Source organism: Thermosynechococcus sp. B3, assembly GCF_030323045.1.
GTDB lineage: Bacteria > Cyanobacteriota > Cyanobacteriia > Thermosynechococcales > Thermosynechococcaceae > Thermosynechococcus.
Map to the genome: position 1 here is coordinate 1,188,017 of NZ_CP097584.1, position 17,177 is coordinate 1,205,193.

General features: G+C 53.7%; 18 protein-coding genes. 7 read left to right on the plus strand and 11 right to left on the minus strand.

What is annotated here, in order from left to right:
* Positions 1-26 precede the first annotated feature (26 nt).
* The 5 genes from cofH (at position 27) to M0646_RS06065 (ending at position 5,606) form a co-directional block, all read left to right on the plus strand.
* Positions 27-1,205, plus strand: a complete 1,179-nt coding sequence (gene cofH, locus M0646_RS06045; protein WP_286627045.1) for a 7,8-didemethyl-8-hydroxy-5-deazariboflavin synthase subunit CofH — start codon at positions 27-29, stop codon at positions 1,203-1,205.
* Entirely contained in the window at positions 1,205-2,806 is a 1,602-nt protein-coding gene (locus M0646_RS06050; RefSeq protein ID WP_286627046.1) for a DUF3352 domain-containing protein, read from the plus strand. The genes cofH and M0646_RS06050 overlap by 1 nt, the downstream gene beginning before the upstream one ends.
* A gap of 70 nt (positions 2,807-2,876) precedes the next feature.
* On the plus strand, positions 2,877-3,806 hold the full coding sequence (locus M0646_RS06055) for a pentapeptide repeat-containing protein (RefSeq protein WP_149819079.1): 930 nt from the start codon (positions 2,877-2,879) through the stop codon (positions 3,804-3,806).
* Between the two features lie 57 nt (positions 3,807-3,863).
* The gene (gene leuB / locus M0646_RS06060; protein WP_149819081.1) at positions 3,864-4,949 is read left to right on the plus strand and encodes a 3-isopropylmalate dehydrogenase; all 1,086 of its coding nucleotides are present in this window, start codon (positions 3,864-3,866) and stop codon (positions 4,947-4,949) included.
* Positions 4,950-5,075: 126 nt separating this feature from the next.
* Positions 5,076-5,606 (plus strand): YqhA family protein, encoded by a 531-nt coding sequence (locus M0646_RS06065; RefSeq protein WP_149819084.1) that lies wholly within the window; start codon positions 5,076-5,078, stop codon positions 5,604-5,606.
* A 29-nt stretch (positions 5,607-5,635) separates the two neighbouring features.
* On the opposite strand, the gene M0646_RS06070 is transcribed toward M0646_RS06065, so the two are convergent.
* The 3 genes from M0646_RS06070 to M0646_RS06080 all read right to left on the minus strand — a co-directional run bounded on the left by M0646_RS06070 (position 5,636) and on the right by M0646_RS06080 (position 8,686).
* Positions 5,636-7,774, minus strand: coding sequence for a bifunctional diguanylate cyclase/phosphodiesterase (locus M0646_RS06070; RefSeq protein WP_286627049.1), 2,139 nt, complete (start codon positions 7,772-7,774; stop codon positions 5,636-5,638).
* A 139-nt stretch (positions 7,775-7,913) separates the two neighbouring features.
* On the minus strand, positions 7,914-8,237 hold the full coding sequence (locus M0646_RS06075) for a hypothetical protein (RefSeq protein ID WP_286627050.1): 324 nt from the start codon (positions 8,235-8,237) through the stop codon (positions 7,914-7,916).
* Positions 8,238-8,554: 317 nt separating this feature from the next.
* Positions 8,555-8,686, minus strand: coding sequence for a hypothetical protein (locus M0646_RS06080; protein ID WP_286627052.1), 132 nt, complete (start codon positions 8,684-8,686; stop codon positions 8,555-8,557).
* A gap of 119 nt (positions 8,687-8,805) precedes the next feature.
* On the opposite strand from M0646_RS06080, the gene nrdR reads away from it, so the two are divergent.
* On the plus strand, positions 8,806-9,294 hold the full coding sequence (gene nrdR / locus M0646_RS06085; protein WP_149819090.1) for a transcriptional regulator NrdR: 489 nt from the start codon (positions 8,806-8,808) through the stop codon (positions 9,292-9,294).
* Here nrdR and M0646_RS06090 read toward each other — a convergent pair.
* Genes M0646_RS06090 through M0646_RS06105 form a run of 4 tightly spaced genes read right to left on the minus strand, consistent with a single transcriptional unit; the run spans position 9,291 to position 12,092 of the window.
* Positions 9,291-10,487 carry a GNAT family N-acetyltransferase gene (locus tag M0646_RS06090; RefSeq protein ID WP_149819092.1) on the minus strand — a complete coding sequence of 399 codons (1,197 nt, stop codon included), beginning with the start codon at positions 10,485-10,487 and terminating at the stop codon, positions 9,291-9,293. The genes nrdR and M0646_RS06090 overlap by 4 nt on opposite strands.
* A gap of 44 nt (positions 10,488-10,531) precedes the next feature.
* Complete coding sequence (locus M0646_RS06095) at positions 10,532-11,524, minus strand: pentapeptide repeat-containing protein (RefSeq protein ID WP_286649964.1); 993 nt, start codon at positions 11,522-11,524, stop codon at positions 10,532-10,534.
* Between the two features lie 42 nt (positions 11,525-11,566).
* On the minus strand, positions 11,567-11,818 hold the full coding sequence (locus M0646_RS06100; RefSeq protein ID WP_286649965.1) for a hypothetical protein: 252 nt from the start codon (positions 11,816-11,818) through the stop codon (positions 11,567-11,569).
* On the minus strand, positions 11,811-12,092 hold the full coding sequence (locus M0646_RS06105; RefSeq protein WP_011057702.1) for a helix-turn-helix transcriptional regulator: 282 nt from the start codon (positions 12,090-12,092) through the stop codon (positions 11,811-11,813). Before M0646_RS06105 ends, M0646_RS06100 begins: the two co-directional genes overlap by 8 nt.
* 43 nt (positions 12,093-12,135) lie before the next feature.
* Here M0646_RS06105 and M0646_RS06110 point away from each other — a divergent pair, with 43 nt between their 5' ends.
* The gene (locus tag M0646_RS06110) at positions 12,136-13,533 is read left to right on the plus strand and encodes an aminotransferase class I/II-fold pyridoxal phosphate-dependent enzyme (protein ID WP_190278264.1); all 1,398 of its coding nucleotides are present in this window, start codon (positions 12,136-12,138) and stop codon (positions 13,531-13,533) included.
* On the opposite strand, the gene M0646_RS06115 is transcribed toward M0646_RS06110, so the two are convergent.
* From M0646_RS06115 to tkt, 4 genes are all read right to left on the minus strand, one after another.
* On the minus strand, positions 13,530-14,147 hold the full coding sequence (locus tag M0646_RS06115) for a DUF3727 domain-containing protein (RefSeq protein ID WP_149819098.1): 618 nt from the start codon (positions 14,145-14,147) through the stop codon (positions 13,530-13,532). The two genes, M0646_RS06110 and M0646_RS06115, sit on opposite strands and share 4 nt — an antisense overlap.
* Positions 14,148-14,244: 97 nt before the next feature.
* Entirely contained in the window at positions 14,245-14,655 is a 411-nt protein-coding gene (locus tag M0646_RS06120; protein WP_286627058.1) for a hypothetical protein, read from the minus strand.
* Between the two features lie 4 nt (positions 14,656-14,659).
* Complete coding sequence (locus M0646_RS06125; protein WP_286627060.1) at positions 14,660-15,082, minus strand: hypothetical protein; 423 nt, start codon at positions 15,080-15,082, stop codon at positions 14,660-14,662.
* A 97-nt stretch (positions 15,083-15,179) separates the two neighbouring features.
* Complete coding sequence (gene tkt, locus M0646_RS06130; RefSeq protein WP_286627061.1) at positions 15,180-17,174, minus strand: transketolase; 1,995 nt, start codon at positions 17,172-17,174, stop codon at positions 15,180-15,182.
* Positions 17,175-17,177 lie beyond the last annotated feature (3 nt).

Sequence of the window (17,177 nt, forward strand, 5' to 3'; positions counted from 1 at the left end):
AATTTCCTAAAGGTGGAGTAGATTCGATGCAGACCATAGGGGCGATCGCTGAGCTAGAGGCGGCTCTTGCCAACAATGGCATTTCTGCCCAACAAGCCCTCACCCTTTTGACAGCCGCTCTTCCCTTAGCCGCAAGCAGTGATCCTCAAGGACCATTGCCCCCCCTCCTCAGGGCACTACAAACCGCGAGCGATCGCCTGCGCCAACAACAGGTAGGCGACACCGTCACCTATGTGATCAACCGCAACATCAACTTCACGAATATCTGCGAGCAACACTGTGGCTTTTGTGCCTTTCGTCGCGATGCCACCGCTGCCGATGCCTACTGGCTCGACATTGACACGATCCTGAGCAAAGTGGCTGATGCAGTTGCCCAAGGGGCGACAGAAATCTGTATGCAGGGGGGACTCAATCCAGCCGCTAAAGAATGTGGCTCCAGTTTGCGCTATTACCAATCCCTCGTGCGGGACATTAAAACGGCCTTTCCTGAAATCCATCTCCACGCCTTTTCGCCCCAAGAAATTCAATTCATTGCCCGCGAGGATGGCCTCTCCTATGCCCAAGTGATTGATGTTCTGCATCAGACTGGGGTGGACTCCATGCCCGGTACCGCTGCGGAGGTGTTGGTGGATCGGGTGCGCTCAAAAATCTGTCCTGAGAAAATAAACACCGCGACATGGCTAGAGATTGTTGAAACCGCCCATCGTTTCGGGGTATGGACAACCAGCACAATGCTCTGCGGCCACATTGAAACGCCAGCGGATCAGGTGGCTCACCTACAACACCTACAGCAACTTCAGCAAAAGGCCTTAGAACACGACTATCCCGCGCGAATTACCGAGTTTATTCTGCTGCCCTATGTGGGGGAACTTGCCCCCAAGGCAATGCGACAATGGGTAGGACACCACCAACCGCAGTTATTACCGACATTGGTGCTAACGGCAGTGGCGCGGCTCTTTTTGGGGCAGTGGATTGCCAACCATCAACCCAGTTGGGTCAAACTTGGCCTTGAGGGTGCGACAATGGCACTGAATTGGGGCTGTAATGATTTGGGGGGAACGCTGATGGAAGAACACATTACCTCAGTGGCTGGAGCGCAGGGGGGCACGGGCGTTAGTCCAGCAGATCTGGTGGCCGCAATTTGCTCCTTAGGGCGAACCCCATGTCAGCGCACCACACTTTACCATCCCGTTGGAGAGTTGTGATGACCACGGAATCTCAGCCTTCAGTTCAGTCTCCCCGTCGGTTCCGCCCTTGGCTAGTGGGTGGTGTTGCCGTGGTTATTGTCGGGGCAGCCGCCGCTGCGGGGGTCTTCCTGTGGCAACGGTTTAGTCAACGTCCGATCGCGCCCGGAATGGCGATCGCCCCCAATAGTGCCCTATTGACCCTCACCTTACCCACGGATCCCAAGCCTTGGGAAGCCCTTGCCAAAAGTGGCCTGTTACAAGCCCAACCCTGGTTGAACCCCAGCTATGATCCGCTCTCGCCAGAGGGGGTGAATCTAGCGCAACTGGATTACCTCAAGGATGTGCGCCCCTTTATTGGTGACCAAGCCACAGTGGTCTTGTTGCCCATTACCCCAGAGTCCGTCAGAGAATCGCCGGTGCCGCCCCACGTTTGGATTGTGCCGACCCTAAATGTACCGATGGGGGAGCAACTGCTGCAAAGCGTCATTGGCGAGCCGATCACAGAAATCAACGGCGTGAAAATCTTCAAGGCCAAGGGGATTCTCCCTGACCCCGATAGCGGTGCGATCGCCCTTGTTGCGCATGAGAATCAGGCCTACATCATTTGGAGTCAGCACCAGAGCGCCCTGCAACAAGTCATTGCCACCGCCCAAGCCAACAACGGCATTGGCAGCCAGCCCACCTATCAACAGGCAGTGAAAGGGTTATCGGATCATCGCCCTTTGGTGGAACTCTATTTGAACCTACCCGCCTTTTTAGCCAGTCAGATGGCCGCCCCTGAAGGAAGTCTGCCTGAACCCCCGCGGGAACTGCAAGGGATGGTGCTCACCGCAGACATGACCCCTGAGCAAATCGAATTGGAGGCGGTGACTTGGCGCCCTGAGCAGAATCAAGCCTTGGTCAGTGAAGGTCAAAGCCGTGAACTTAGTCGTCTTGTGCCTGAAACGACCCTTGCTTTTTACGGTACAGGCTCCTTTAAGAATTTATGGCAGAATACCCCCGCCTCAGTGAAAGAGACGATCGCCAGCACGGTTAAAGATCTCACTGGCCTTGATTGGCAACAGGCCTTTGTGCCTTGGATGGATGGCGAATTTGCTGCTGCCTTTGTGCCCGTTCCCGCCCTAGGCAATGCCCCTAGTTTGCTCTTTCTCAGTCAGACCAGTGATCGCCCCCAAGCCAGTCAAACCCTGAGCCAGCTCGATAGCCAAATTCGCGATCGCCTGCGGTGGCAAGTACAACAAACGGCAACAGAACCGCAACCGATCACCACTTGGCGTATTCCCCCAGGTTTGCCGGTGGGGCAGCATGGTTGGCTGAATGACCAGACCCTCTTTTTGGGACTCGGCCCTTTGACGGATATGAGTACCCGCCCTGAGCGCTCCCTTGCCGACTCTCCCCTCTATCGTGCGGTGCTGCCCCAGCCCAAGGACACGCAGTTCTACCTGAATTTGAGTCACCTTGGGTCACTGCAAAATAACTTGCTCTTGCCTGAACTAGCACCTGAAGTGGCGCGATCGCTCCAACCCTTTGCTGCTCTAGGCATCACCAGTCAGGTGCGGGATAATCGGTTTACCCACTACATCGCTCGAATCCGCCTAAAACCCCTCTCACCACCGTAGGTTCAGCCAAAACTGGGGGAACCCTAAAACTAGACGCAGATTTGCTACTGAAGGACGTGACTGAATTACTGTGGAACCAGATGCTCTACTGAAACAATATAGCGTGGGCGATCGCGACTTTGCGGGGGTACGCTTGCGCCGCGCTAACCTGAGTCGGTATATTTTGACGGGCATTGACCTTTCCCGTGCCGATCTCACCGATGCTGCCCTACAAAGTACCAACCTGCAAGGGGCTGATTTGCGGGGAGCCATTCTTACGGGCGTCAATCTCAGTCAGGCGGATTTGCGGGGGGCGGATCTGCGGGGTGTGATTTTAATTAGCGCCGATCTGCGCTGGGTGTCGTTGCGCAAGGCCAACCTAACGGGGGCGGATCTCAGCCGTGCCAACCTTGCCAATGCCGACCTCAGTGAAGCCAACCTCACCGGTGCCCAACTGAGTGAAGCCATTTTGCGGGATGCCAACCTGACGCTCACGGATCTCACCCTTGCTGAGCTAGAACGTGCCAACCTCACCCGTGCCAACTTAACGGAAGCCTACCTGCGGGGCGCTGATTTGGCAGATGCCGTCTTGCGAGAAAGTCAACTGGTGCAGGCCAATTTACGCGGTGCCAATCTCAGTGCCACCAATTTGTACCAAGCCAATTTAGAGCGAGCCGTCCTGATTGGAGCCAATCTGCGCCGTGCTCACCTTGAGGAAGCTTATCTGCGGGAAGTGGCCTTCAAAGAAGCCAACTTGCGCCATGCCTGTTTGGACAAAGCCAACCTTGTGGGTGCCGATTTACGGGGAGTGAGCCTTGCCCAAGCACTGTTGCGGGGCGCCAATCTCAGCTCTGCCATTCTCATTGGGGCGAATTTAATGGGAGCCAATCTCAGTGGTGCCGATCTGCGGGGAGCCAATCTCATTGAAGCGATTCTTACCGGTGCCAGCCTCAATGGCGTTGATCTCAGTGCTGTGGATATGAGCGAGGCGATTTTGCCGGATGGCTATCTCTCGGAATAGCCTCAAGGGAAGACCGCTGCTGGTGTAGATTAGAAGATCGGTGATTTTGAGACAGGCATGGCAACCACGTATCGCATTGCTGTTTTGGCCGGGGATGGTATTGGTCCAGAAATTACGGCTGTTGCCCTCGATGTGTTACAGGCGATCGCCCCTCGCTTTGAATTGGCCTTTGACTTTATTCCTGCCCTTGTGGGCGGCTCTGCCATTGATGCTGTGGGGGAACCCTTGCCAGCAGCAACGCTGGAAACCTGTCGGCAAAGTGATGCCGTGCTTTTAGCCGCCATTGGCGGAACGCAGTGGGATAGCTTACCCCGTCATCTGCGCCCGGAGACGGGATTACTTGCCCTTCGCGCTGGTCTGGGTTTATTTGCTAACTTACGCCCCGCCAAGATTTTTCCGCAACTGCTCCATGCCTCGTCCCTCAAGCCGGAAGTGATTGCCGGCGTGGATCTCATGGTGGTGCGCGAACTGACTGGCGGCATTTACTTTGGTCAACCGCGCGGTATTTTCACCACGGAAACGGGTGAGCAGCGGGGGGTGAATACGATGGCCTACACCGCCACGGAAATTGACCGCATTGGCCGCGTGGCCTTTGAAACGGCTCGCAAACGGCAGGGCAAACTCTGCTCCGTGGATAAAGCCAATGTCCTTGAAGTTTCCCAACTGTGGCGCGATCGCCTGACTGCGCTTAGCGCTGAATATCCCGATGTGGAACTCACCCACCTCTATGTGGACAATGCCGCAATGCAACTGGTGCGCGCCCCGAAACAGTTTGACACGATTGTCACCAGTAACCTATTTGGCGATATTCTCTCCGATATTGCTGCCATGCTCACCGGCAGTATTGGTATGCTCCCCTCCGCTAGCCTAGGGGAATCCGGGCCGGGTCTGTTTGAACCGGTTCATGGCTCGGCGCCCGACATTGCCGGCCAAGACAAAGCGAATCCCTTGGCAATGGTGCTCAGTGCGGCCATGATGCTGCGTTATCGCCTCAACCAACCAGCAGCAGCGCAAGCGATCGAAGAAGCGATTACTGCTGTTTTAGATCAAGGCTACCGCACTGGCGATTTAATGGCTGAGGGCTGTACGCTGGTGGGCTGTCGCGAAATGGGCAACCTCTTGATTAAAGAATTATCCCAATAGGCTCCTACTCCTCTGCTAGTAATCTTCAACTACTAACCCCTAGCTATTGCTCCCCTAACATTTCCCACCTTCTTTGATTGGCGAGTGCCTCTGCTAGGATGTTAGGAGCTTTTGGTGATCTTGGTAATGCGAAGATTATCCCAACTGGAGAGGCTTGTTGAGCCTTTTCTCTGGTATTTCCGTCTTTTTGTCATTATTCCCGTCATTTTTAGCCTACTCAGTACCTTTGCTCTATTTATTCTCGGCAGTCATGAAATTCTTTTAGGGCTGGGCATCCAATTTCGCAATTATGGGGATTCCACAATTTATATCAAAACCCTTGGCTACATCATCACGGGTATTGATTTGTATTTAATTGGCATTATTTTGTTGCTGTTTGCCCTCGGTATCTATGAACTGTTTATTTCTAAAATTGATGCGGGTCTGGCTCGCGATCGCGCCACTGATGTTTCCCTGATGCAGGCTCAAAGTTTAGATCAGCTTAAGGATAAACTGCTAAAAACAATCGTCATGGCTCTGGTGGTGACTTTCTTTAAGCAACTGATTGCCTTCAATGTCAAAACGCCCCTTGACTTACTATATCTGGCCACCGCAATTCTGATTATTGCCATCAGCACCTACTTGATGTACCGCGTCAGTTCAGAAGCCCATCACTAGATGCTTAGGGTCTCCAAGAAATGGTGTTTCTAAGTAGCATGAATCTGCGCCAACAGGGCATCCACCTGCTCAATACTCAGGGGTTGCGAGAAATAATAGCCCTGGGCATAGTCACAGCCCAGTTCCCGCAGTCGCGTCACTTGATAGGGATGCTCCACCCCTTCAGCAATCACTTCGAGTTCCAATCCCTTGGCAAGGCTGACAATGGCATCAATCACAAGGGGTTTTTGCTCGGTTTCAGTGATCAGCTTCACAAAGCTGCGATCTATTTTGAGGATGTCAATGGGAAGATTGGTCAAGTAGCACAGGGAAGAATAACCCGTGCCAAAGTCATCGAGGCTGAGCTTGATGTCTTGAGCCTTGAGTTTAAGTAAGATGTCGCGCACCTGATCGGGCTGATCAATGCCTACACTTTCGGTCATTTCGAGGTGCAGGCAATGGGGGGGAATCTGGGTCTGTTCCAGGGCCGCCAACACCTGTTCGGCTAGGGCAGGGTGCATCAGTTGCCGATTCGATAAATTCACATTCACAGACAACTGACACTGGGGAAATTGCTCGTGCCAGTGCTGAAGATCGCGGCAAGCCCGCCAGATCACCCAATCGCCAATAGGCAAAATGAGTCCCGTTTCCTCAGCAAGGGGAATGAAGCGATCGGGCAGTAATAAACCTTGGGTGGGATGTTGCCAGCGAATCAGGGCTTCAAAACCGTAGAGACGATTATCACTAAGACGATAGATGGGCTGATAAAAGAGGGTAAATTCATCCCGCTCAATAGCTTGGCGCAAGCCGACTTCAAGAGAAAGGCGATCGCGCGCCATCAAATGCATTTCTTCACTAAAGACTTGATAGCGATTGCCCCCCGCCAACTTGGCACGATACATGGCAATATCGGCATTGCGCAAGTAGTTTTCTGCTTTTTCAATGTGGGGCGATCGCGTGGCCACGCCGATACTCACCCGCAGCGTAATTGGTTGATCTTTGACCATAAAGGGTTTATCGAGTTCACAGCGAATGCGATCGCACACCCCCAAAGCATCGTTGTTGTCACGAATATCATCCAGCAAAATCACAAACTCATCGCTGCCAATGCGAGCAACCGTGTCATCAGGGCGGACAATGCGGCTGAGGCGATTGGCCAACTCAATCAAAATCAAGTCACCACAAGTGTGGCCAAGGCTGTCGTTAATGACCTTGAACCGATCAATGTCAATGAACAAAATGGCAAACTTGTAGTCGGGACGACGCCGACCATGGCGAGCCGCTTGTTCAATGCGATCAAAAAGCAGCGTGCGATTGGCTAGCCCCGTCAGCGAGTCATGGAGGGCATCATGGAGCAACTGTGCCTCGGCAAGGCGATGTTCCGTCAAATCGGTCAGAGAACCCGCAACCCGCGTGGCATTCCCGTAGGCATCCCGCAAAACCAGCCCCCGTGCCAACGCCCAGCGATAAGAGCCATTGCAATGTTGAATGCGAAACTCTTGGTGGAAATGGGGGAGTTGGCCGCGCACATGGAGCATTAAATTCAATTTGACCCGCTCGACATCTTGGGGGTGTATCCGCTTGAGCCAATCGTCAATGTGGTTGCCAATTTCGTGATCCTGATAGCCGAGAATACTTTTCCAGCGCGAGGAATAAAATGTCTCATTGGTCGTCAGATTCCAGTCCCAGATGCCATCATTGATGCCACGGGTGAGCAGTGCATAGCGATCGCTGGTTTCCAGCAACGCTGCTTGGGTCAACTTTATATCGGTGATGTTGTAGCCGCAGATCAACCCTGCCCCATTGGGAAAGCGCACAAAGGCCCAGATCATCTCTAGGACTTGGCCATCCGCCCCATGGATAGGCACTTCTTGCCAACCGCTAGGAGTATGAACCATCCAATAACGAACTTGCCGCTGGGTCTCTGGATCGGGAAAACACTGGCTCAAAAAATCCCGCGAGAGCAAGTCCCCCGTATCCCAGCCCAACTGGGTCGTCACCTCTTGGTTAATGGAGTAAATCTGCCCTTCATTGTCATAGAACAGGATCAGCAGAGGTAAACGGGCACAAACACTCCGCAGCAGCTCATAGGGATCCGCGCTTGCTGGAAAATCAAAACCATAGCCCGCCTGCCCACCCATGATTGGATGACCAAATTGAGGAAATAAAAAGGAGGAATTGTGCTCCATGATCCTATCCTAGCTTTGGCGTTTGGGAAATAACAGCTGGAACCAGCCAATGGCACTAGAAAGACCCCTTCCCTTTGGAGCCTCTTGCGACATTTTCCTTGCCAACCCCGCAGATTTTTGTATTTTCTAACCTAAGGGCCTAAGCAGTAACTGATTGTTGCCCCACCTCTGGTGAGAGGTATTTTAGTCCCAAAATCCAGAAAATCTGCTGGGTAATCGCCTCATATTGCTCAGCAGACAGCAGCTCTTTTTTCTGGTGCAGAAGAATCAGCCGACTCAACTGTTCGGTGGCGGTTGCCAACTCCTCAGCCTCGGGATAAAGACTCTCCAGTACAGCGCCCAGATCCACTTCTGCCGTAGCCACCTGTGCTGCCCCTTCAGCAATCACAGGCTTGAGCATTGGTTCATATTGGCGCAGTAGACGCCGTAGGTAATAAACCTGGGAAATGGATAGGTGCAGCATAATTACTTAGCGCTTGCTTTGCTAAAGGAAAAATAGAAAAATTAGAAAAATTTTGGCTTCATTCAAAACCTACCACGCGCTTCGGGGAAAAGGGGTTACTTAGGCTACACTATCTTAGGGAATGTTCTAAATTTTTCTTTAATTTCTTGCTGCTTTTTTATTGATTAGACTCGTCCTTTGCTCTTATCTTTACAATTCATTAACATTTTTTATAGTCAATCCCTAGGGTCTCCTAGGCTTTTTTGCGGCCATTGAGGGGTCGTTGCAACGAAACTATTTGCAGAACGATAACGGCAAGGCGGTTGGTTTTTTTCAGCCTAGTGCACAAAAAAGCCCACAATCACTAAGGGAATGAAAAGACCAAGGGCAACAATGAGCAGTAAATTTTCTGGCTCGACGTTAATGATCGTGGGTTGATTACGTTTCTTTTGGGGGTTTGGATCGGTCATGGCAGGATACCCGATGGATACCCCTAGCCTAACAAACGCTGTCGCAGCCCTTGCGAATGTTAATCGCTCGAAAGAATCGGCTATGATACTCTCAGGTGCCTAAATAAGCGGGGATCCCTATGCAGTGTCCCTATTGCCACCATACGGATAGTCGGGTTCTAGAGTCTCGATCGGCAGAGGGGGGGCAAAGTATTCGGCGGCGTCGAGAGTGCCTCCAATGTAGCCGTCGCTTCACCACCTATGAGCGGATTGAGTACGTTCCCATTACGGTCATTAAACGCAATGGCGATCGCGAGTCCTTTGATCGCTCCAAATTGCTACGGGGGATCATGACCGCCTGTGGCAAAACCAACATTCCCCAACAAAAAATTGAAGCCCTCGTAGATGATATTGAGGCGGATTTGCAGTTGCGATCGCGCCGCGAAGTCACTAGCGCCGAATTGGGGGAAGCGGCACTCCAGCGGCTGCGTCATCTTAGCGAAGTGGCCTATGTCCGTTTTGCCTCGGTCTATCGTCAGTTCCAAGGGATTAGTGATTTTGTTGCGGAATTAGCCCATCTCCAAGAGACCCCTGCCTCTCCAGAGTTGGTGACGCTCTCCCAGTCCTAGAGGGATTTCATGGGTAGATCGGCATTCATCGTGTCAATGAGCCGTTGCTCCTCATCATTGATCTGGGCAATGTAGTGGTCAAAAATTTGCGCTAAACGGGGTTCATAGAAGCGGTGCAGGCTGTAGTTGGGAGTGGCCGGAAAGCCTCGCCGTTTTTTATGGCGTCCGCCAGCACCGGGATCAAAGCGCTGAATGCCGTTGGCGATCGCCCATTCAATGGGTTCGTAGTAACAGGCATTGAAGTGCAGGCAATCAATCTCCTGGGCACTGCCCCAATAGCGACCGTAGAGATTGGCTCCCTTGGTAATACAAAAGGACATGGCAATGGGACGCTGCGCGCCACTCCTAGGATAGGCAGCAAAAAGAACGACTCGATGGCGATAGCGATCGCTGAGGGCTTCAAAAAACTGCCGTGTTAGATACTTGCTGCCCCACCAGCCAAATTTGTCGCAGGTATCGGCATAGAAATCGTACATTTGGCGCAATAGGCTGCGGCTGACCTCATCCCCCCGATGAACCCGAAACGTGAGATCCGCTTGAGCCACGGCCTTGCGTTCGCGCTTGATGTTGCGGCGTTGATTGGCATTGAAGTCCGCGAGATAGTCGTCGAAGGTCTGATAGTTGCGATTTTGCCAGATGTAACTGTGGTGGAGCCACGCACGATAACCGTAGGCTTCGACAGCGGGCTGCCATTGGGGATCGACGTAGAGAAAGTGACAACTGGAAAAGCGGTGGCGCTGGCAGAGGCGATCAATTTCATGGAGCATCACTTTGGTCATTCTGACCTCATCCACCCCCTCGGCCATGAGAAAGCGATAGCCCACCGCCGGCGTAAAGGGCGCCATCCCCAGCAGCTTCGGATAATAGCGAATGCCCAACCGCGCCGCCAGCTCTGCCCATTGGTGATCAAAGACAAATTCCCCTTGACTGTGGCCTTTGACATAGAGGGGAGCGGCAGCGACCAGTTCCCGCTGACCTTGGCGATCGCGCCAAACCAAGAGATGATGGGGGAGCCAACCGGTTTGCAGCGTTGCACTGCCAGAGGCTTCAATTTGGTGCAGCCATTCCCATTCAAAGAAGGGGGTTTCTAGGGGCAACGCAAGAGCATCCCACTGGTCTTGGGGAACGCTGGCGATCGCATTCACCCACTGAATCGTTAGCTCCGGTGCCAGTGCCGCTGCAAACTCTGCCATACCCCTCAGGGAAACTGCGTCTCTGTTGTACTATAGCAAGTGCTTTAGATAAAGACACTGCCATCGGGCATTAATGCCTGCTCCAAGCAAGCCTCCAGCAACAGGGCACTACTGAGATCAGCACGCATTAGGTTGGCTTGACGTAAATTGGCACCCTTGAGATTCGTGCGGGCTAGGTAGGCATCAATGAGGCGAGCTTCTTGCAAATCCGCCCCGGTGAGATCCGTACGCCGCAAATCCGCCTTATTCAAAACCGCTTCCCGCAAGTTCACCCCTTGAGCTTGGGCATCATCAAGCCGCGCCTCGGAGAGAATCGCTTGACTTAAATCCGCTTGCGTGAGAATCGCTCCCCGCAGGTCTGCTTGAGCCAGCCGCGACTGCCGTAAGTTGCTTCCCACCAGATTCGCCTCATAGAGAATGGCACGGGTGAGAATTGCCCCCTGAAGATTGGTATTTTCTAAATTCGCTTGGGTCAGGTTGGCGCCATTGAGGTTGGCCTCTTTAAGATGCGCCCCCTTGAGGTTCACCCGCGATAGATCTGCCCCTGCCAAATTCGTTCCTTGGAGATCTACCTGATGCAGATCTGCACCCACCAGACTTGCCCCCTCCTGATAGTTCTCTTTGCGAAAGTTAGCACTGCGCAGACAGGAGCCAGCCAAAACCGTATGGCTTAAATTCACCTGTCGCAAGTCACTACTCAGGAAGTTGCAGTCGCGAAAAACGGCCAATGTGAGATCTGCTCCCTGCAAATTGGCGCGATCAAAAACGCAACCATGACATTGGGCATCACGAAAATGGCTATCGTTAAAAACTGCTTGGGTAAAGTTGCATCCCTCCAAGCGGGCGCCCGTCAAGAGGGCATAGCTAAAGTCAGCACGACCAAAATGACAAAACTGGAAATGCACCCCCTGTAAACTGGTACCGCGCAAGTCAATACCAATCAAATCGGCACCCACGAGACGAACGCCGGCCAGATTCACAGTTTGAAAATTGGTTTCGCCCTTGGCATAGCGAGCGAGCAACTCTTCAGCGTCCATGGCAATCTAACGTAGGGAGCAGTGCGCTAGGGATGTCTGTCCTTAACATTGCCAGCCACCGTGCTGAAGGCCGTAGTGTTCCAGAATCTCCTCACATCGTGCTTGGGCATCTCGGTCAAGCGTAGGGGGCACAGCCACGGCAATGCCTTCAATTTGACTGAGTTCGTAGTCAAAGTGGGAACAGGTTTGGGGCAACAGCCGCACAGAAACCCCATCGAGTAACTGCAAGTGGGCAGCCAGCTCACGATAGACCGCCAGTGACAGGCGGGGATTGTAGTACACCCGTTCACTCATGGGGCTGGGTCGGGGGAGTGGGTAAGGCACAACAATTGACATCATTCAAGCAAACTTTACCCCAGGCTAAAGCCCAGCGCACAAGTGCCACACGATTTTCTGATTTTGTTTTCATTAGAATATTACTGATATGGTTATCTACCGTACGCTTGCTGATGTCTAGTTTGGCGGCAATGTCTTGGTTGGTTAGCCCCGCCGCCACAAGCTCCAACACCTGTAGCTCACGCTCCGACAGCAGTGAATACTCCAACCGATCGTCTTGCGGTATAGACATCCCTAAATCCGTATAATTACTTAGACCCTTATATTCATTGTAGTTGACGATTTCTCTCCTTGCTGCTCTTTTAGCCCAAAACCACACGATTCCCTTACACACGCCCGGCCATCAACGGGGTCGAGGCATGGAGCCGCTGTTGCGTGCCCTTTGGGGAATGGCCTTAGCCCAAGATTTAAGTGAGTTGCCCGGCCTTGATAATTTGGCGCAGCCAACAGGAGTGCTGGCAGAGGCACAGGCGGCGGTAGCGGCGACGGCGGGGAGCGATCGCGCTTGGTTTTTGGTGAATGGTGCCACCAGTGGTCTTTTAGCCGCACTTCTAGCCACGGTAGGGCCGGGCGATCGCGTTCTCGTGGGGCGCAATGTCCACCGCTCAGTGATTGCGGGACTGGTGTTAACGGGGGCGAAGCCCGTCTATTTGGGAGTCGCCGTTGATCCCCAGTGGGGGCTGCCGTTGCCCGTTACCCGTGATGTGGTTGCCGCCGGCTTGGCTGCCTATCCCGATACCAAGGCGGTTGTGCTTGTCAGTCCCACCTATGAAGGCCTTTGCTCACCCTTGGTCGAGATTGCTCAGTGCGTCCATGACCACGGTTTGCCCCTCATTGTCGATGAAGCCCACGGCAGTCATTTTGCCTATCATCCCGCCTTGCCGGTAGCCGCTTTGGCCGCAGGCGCAGATGTGGTGGTGCAGTCGTGGCACAAAACCCTCGGCACGTTAACCCAAACGGCAGTGCTGCATCTGAAGGGGGAGCGGGTGTCCCCTGAGCGCTTGAGTCAAGCCCTGAACCTCGTGCAAACCACCAGTCCCAGCTATTGGTTTTTGGCAGCCCTTGAGCGGGCGGGGGTGCAGATGGCTGAGCAGGGAGAGCAAATCTACGCGCGACTTCTCCAGTGGGTTAAGACCTCTGAATGGCCTTTACCGCGCTGGCAGCCCACAGGTATCCCTCAGGATCCGCTGCGATTGACCCTAGGGACTTGGCCGATCGGTCTGACGGGGTTTGCCCTGGATGAGCTGTTGCAACCGCAGATCATTGCTGAATTTCCCAGCGGGCGATCGCTCACCTTTTGCCTTGGCCTCGGTACCAGCCAAATAATGCTCGAAATCTTGGCCGATCGCCTAAAAAGTGTTTGCGCCGAATACTGTTACCATGCCCCTCTGCCACCACTGGCCATCCCACCAATCCCTAACCGCCAAGAACCCGCACTCTCACCACGGGATGCCTACTTTTGCCCACAGGCATCGGTTCCCCTCAAGGCGGCCTTAAATGAGATTAGCGCTGAGACCCTCTCCCCCTACCCACCGGGAATTCCCGCTGTTATCGCCGGCGAACGGATCACTGCATCAGTGATTGAAACCTTGCAAACCCTCCAAGAGCTGGGGGCAGAGATCGTGGGGGCTACCGATCCTACGCTACAAACCCTAAGAATCTGTAGGGTCTAGTCTTCCCAGTCCTCCTCTTCAATGAGATGGCTCACCAAATGCTGTTCCAAGAGGGGTTGCAGGTGTTGAAAGTCTTGGGGAGAGAGGAGTTCAGGTTCTTGACCGGGGACAAGGCGAGCCACATAAAGGGTGGGACTCAGGGGCGTATAAACGCTGTATTCCCGTGTACCGCAAAAGAAGCTACTGCCCAGAGGTTGATACTCCTCAATGTCATCATCGGCTTCCACCTCAACCGTGAGAATCTCATCTTCATCCAGATCCGGCAGTTCACCCGCTACGGTGAGGGTTAGTGCAGTGCGCTTGAGGGTGAGGTTTTGTTCTTCAAGGATGGCACGGGCTGTATCAAAGACCGCATCAATTTCCTGCTCCTCTAGGGGCACCAAGATTTCTTCCTCGTCGTTTTCGGCCACGACCGCAAAAATTTCTACGGGGTAGTCCACTGGCCGCAGCAGCGCATAGGTTTCCCCTTGCACCTTCAGACGAAACTCGATGTAGCAGTCGAGGAAGCGACCATCATCATCGTAAAGGCGGAGTTGCTCCATCTCCTCCTCGAAGTCTTCCTCCTCCCAAGGCTGCTCATTACTATTTTGCTGGTTTTGATAGTTTGAACCCATGCTGCTTCGGTAAAAAGATTCCCTATGGCATTGGAGCATACCATGCAGCGGGTCGCCGTGGGGCAGCCTTGGTTAATTTTTCTACAAAAACTTAAAATTAAGGGGGATCTAAGCCGGCAAATAGGGCGGCAACCACCTGTGCTGCCTTCTGATCGAGCTTGTGCCAGTCCACCTCCCCAGCAGGGTCAAAGAGGCTGAGGTCAGCTTGCACCTCCCCCACCTGAAAGTCATGGATGCCGTTGTAGTCCAGTTCTGGGGTGTACTGCTGAAAACAAATTTGGTAGCACAGCTCCCACAGGTTCACCCGCTCTTGGCGATCGCCCTGACGTAAGTGCAGCCAGTAGAGAATTTGTGGTTCGGCTTCACCACAGGGAATCTCAACGGTTTCATAGGTGCCCTGCCAAGGGGAAGTTTCTAGCGATCGCCGCAGATGATCAAGCAGGCGAATCAGTGCCGGTTGAATCAGTTGTGCCGCTGCATACCAAGGATGATCCGTGTTGGCCGTCATGAGACTAAGCGAGAGGTTTTTTGACATTGTAGGCTTCGTGGGAGAGCACACTGCGGGGTTCAATGCGATCGCCCGTGTCATAGCAGATGAGGCGATAGTTATAGCTCAGGGGAATACTAATAATTCGGCGATCGTGATTCAGGCGCTTGCCCTTGAACTGGCGATAGTCGGCTCCTGCAAGGAGTTCTGCAATCACTTGGCGGGCTTTGAGGACAATCCACTTCGGCAACCCTTGGAGATCCACCACATCGTTGGCAAAGGAAGCCTCCCATTCCTGCCGTGCCAAGCGTGCTTGTTCCTGTGCCAGTCGTGCTTGTTCCTGTTCTGCTACCTCTAGAGCTTTTGCTTGGATCAACTGAGCGCAGTAGTGGCAAACCTGACCATAGCCTTGGTGGCCGCAGGGAAATTTTTTCCGACGACGTGGCATAGGGCGTTCTCAAAAAAAGCAAAACAGGGCAGAGAGTTATACCCCCCACCCTGAGCATCTATTGATATTTTCCGTCTAAAGGCGTACCATTGGCAACTTAGCCAAGCAGGGCATTGGCCTTGGCCACCACATTGTCCACCGTGAAGCCAAATTTCTCCATGAGGACGTTCCCCGGAGCCGAGGCACCAAAGCGCTCGATCGACACCGTTGCATCGGCATAGCGGCACCAACCAAAACTGGACGCCGCCTCCACCGCAAGGCGTTTTACCCCCGCCGGCAGCACACTGGCTTTGTACTCAGGGGATTGCTCCTCAAAGAGTTCCCAGGAGGGCATGGACACCACCCGCACTTTCTTGCCACTAGTTGTCAGGACTTCAGCGGCCTTGACACAGAGGGAGACTTCTGAACCGGTGCCAATCAGGATCAAATCGGGAGTACCTTGGCAATCCACAAGGATATAGGCACCTTTGGCAACATTGGCCGCAGAGGTACCGGCCAAGTTGGGCACATTTTGCCGCGTCAGTGCCAAGAGGGTTGGCTGTTTGCGGCGTTGGACGGCCACTTGGTAGGCACCCGAGGTTTCATTGCCATCGGCAGGACGGATCACCAGTAGGTTGGGAATAGCACGCAATGAGGCCAAGGTCTCCACGGGTTGGTGGGTAGGGCCATCTTCACCAAGGGCAATGGAGTCGTGGGTCATCACATAGATCACCCCCGCTTGGGAGAGGGCTGAGAGGCGCAGGGCAGGCCGCAGGTAATCAGCAAAGACCAAGAAAGTGGCACAGTAGGGAATCAAGCCGGAATTGTGGAGAGCAATGCCGTTGCAGATGGCAGCCATGCCGTGTTCGCGCACGCCAAAGCGAATATTGCGATTTTGGTACTGGCCTTTTTGGAAGTCACCGGAGCACTTGAGTTCGGTGAGGTTGGAGTGGGTCAAGTCCGCAGAACCGCCAATGAGTTCGGGCAGATTGGGGGCGATCGCGTTCAGGCAAATTTCCGAATGCTTGCGGGTGGCCACAGCCTTATCTTCAGGAGTGTAGCTCGGCAGATTAGCATCCCAGTTGGCGGGCAACTCACCCCGCAGCAGCCGTTCAAATTCGGCAGCCTCCTCAGGATACTTTTGGCGATAGGTGGCGAGGGTTTGGTTCCACTCCGCTTCATAGCTAGCACCGCGCTCCACAGCTTTGCGGAAGTGGTTGAGGACATCCTCGGGGACAACAAAGGGCTCATAGTTCCAGCCAAGGTTTTCGCGGGTGAGCTTGACTTCCTCAGGCCCAAGAGCAGCGCCGTGCACCCCAGCGGTGTTGGCTTTGTTGGGGGAACCATAGCCAATGGTAGTGGTGACTTTAATGAGTGAAGGTTTATCGGTTACGGCTTTGGCCGCTTCAATGGCTTTGGCAATGCCCGCAAGATCCGTATTGCCATCGGCGACGTGCTGCACGTGCCAACCATAGGCCTCAAAGCGCTTGCAGACATCCTCTGTAAAGGCAATGTCGGTGGAACCGTCAATGGAAATGTGGTTATCGTCGTAGAGGGCAATGAGTTTGCCTAAGCCCCAGTGACCCGCAAGGGAGCAGGCTTCGCCGGAGATGCCCTCCATGTTGCAGCCATCGCCAAGGATAACGTAGGTGTAGTGATCCACTAGTGTGACATCGGGCTTGTTGAAGCGAGCCGCTAAATGGGCTTCCGCCACTGCTAAGCCAACGGCGTTACAAATCCCTTGACCGAGAGGGCCTGTAGTCACCTCCACACCGGGGGTCTCAAAGTTTTCCGGGTGACCGGGTGTGCGCGATCCCCATTGGCGAAACTGTTTAATGTCCTCGATGGTGACGCTGTCGTAGCCCGTGAGGTAGAGCAGGGCATACTGCAACATACAGCCATGACCCGCCGAAAGGACAAAGCGATCGCGATTGAACCACTGCGGATTTTTGGGGTTAAACCGCATGAACTGGTTCCACAGCACATAGGCCATGGGTGCTGCCCCCATTGGTAGGCCGGGGTGCCCGGAGTTGGCCTTTTGCACCGCATCGATCGCTAGGAAACGAATCGCATTAATACAGAGTTCATCAAGGGATTGAGTCACCGCAGGCATTGC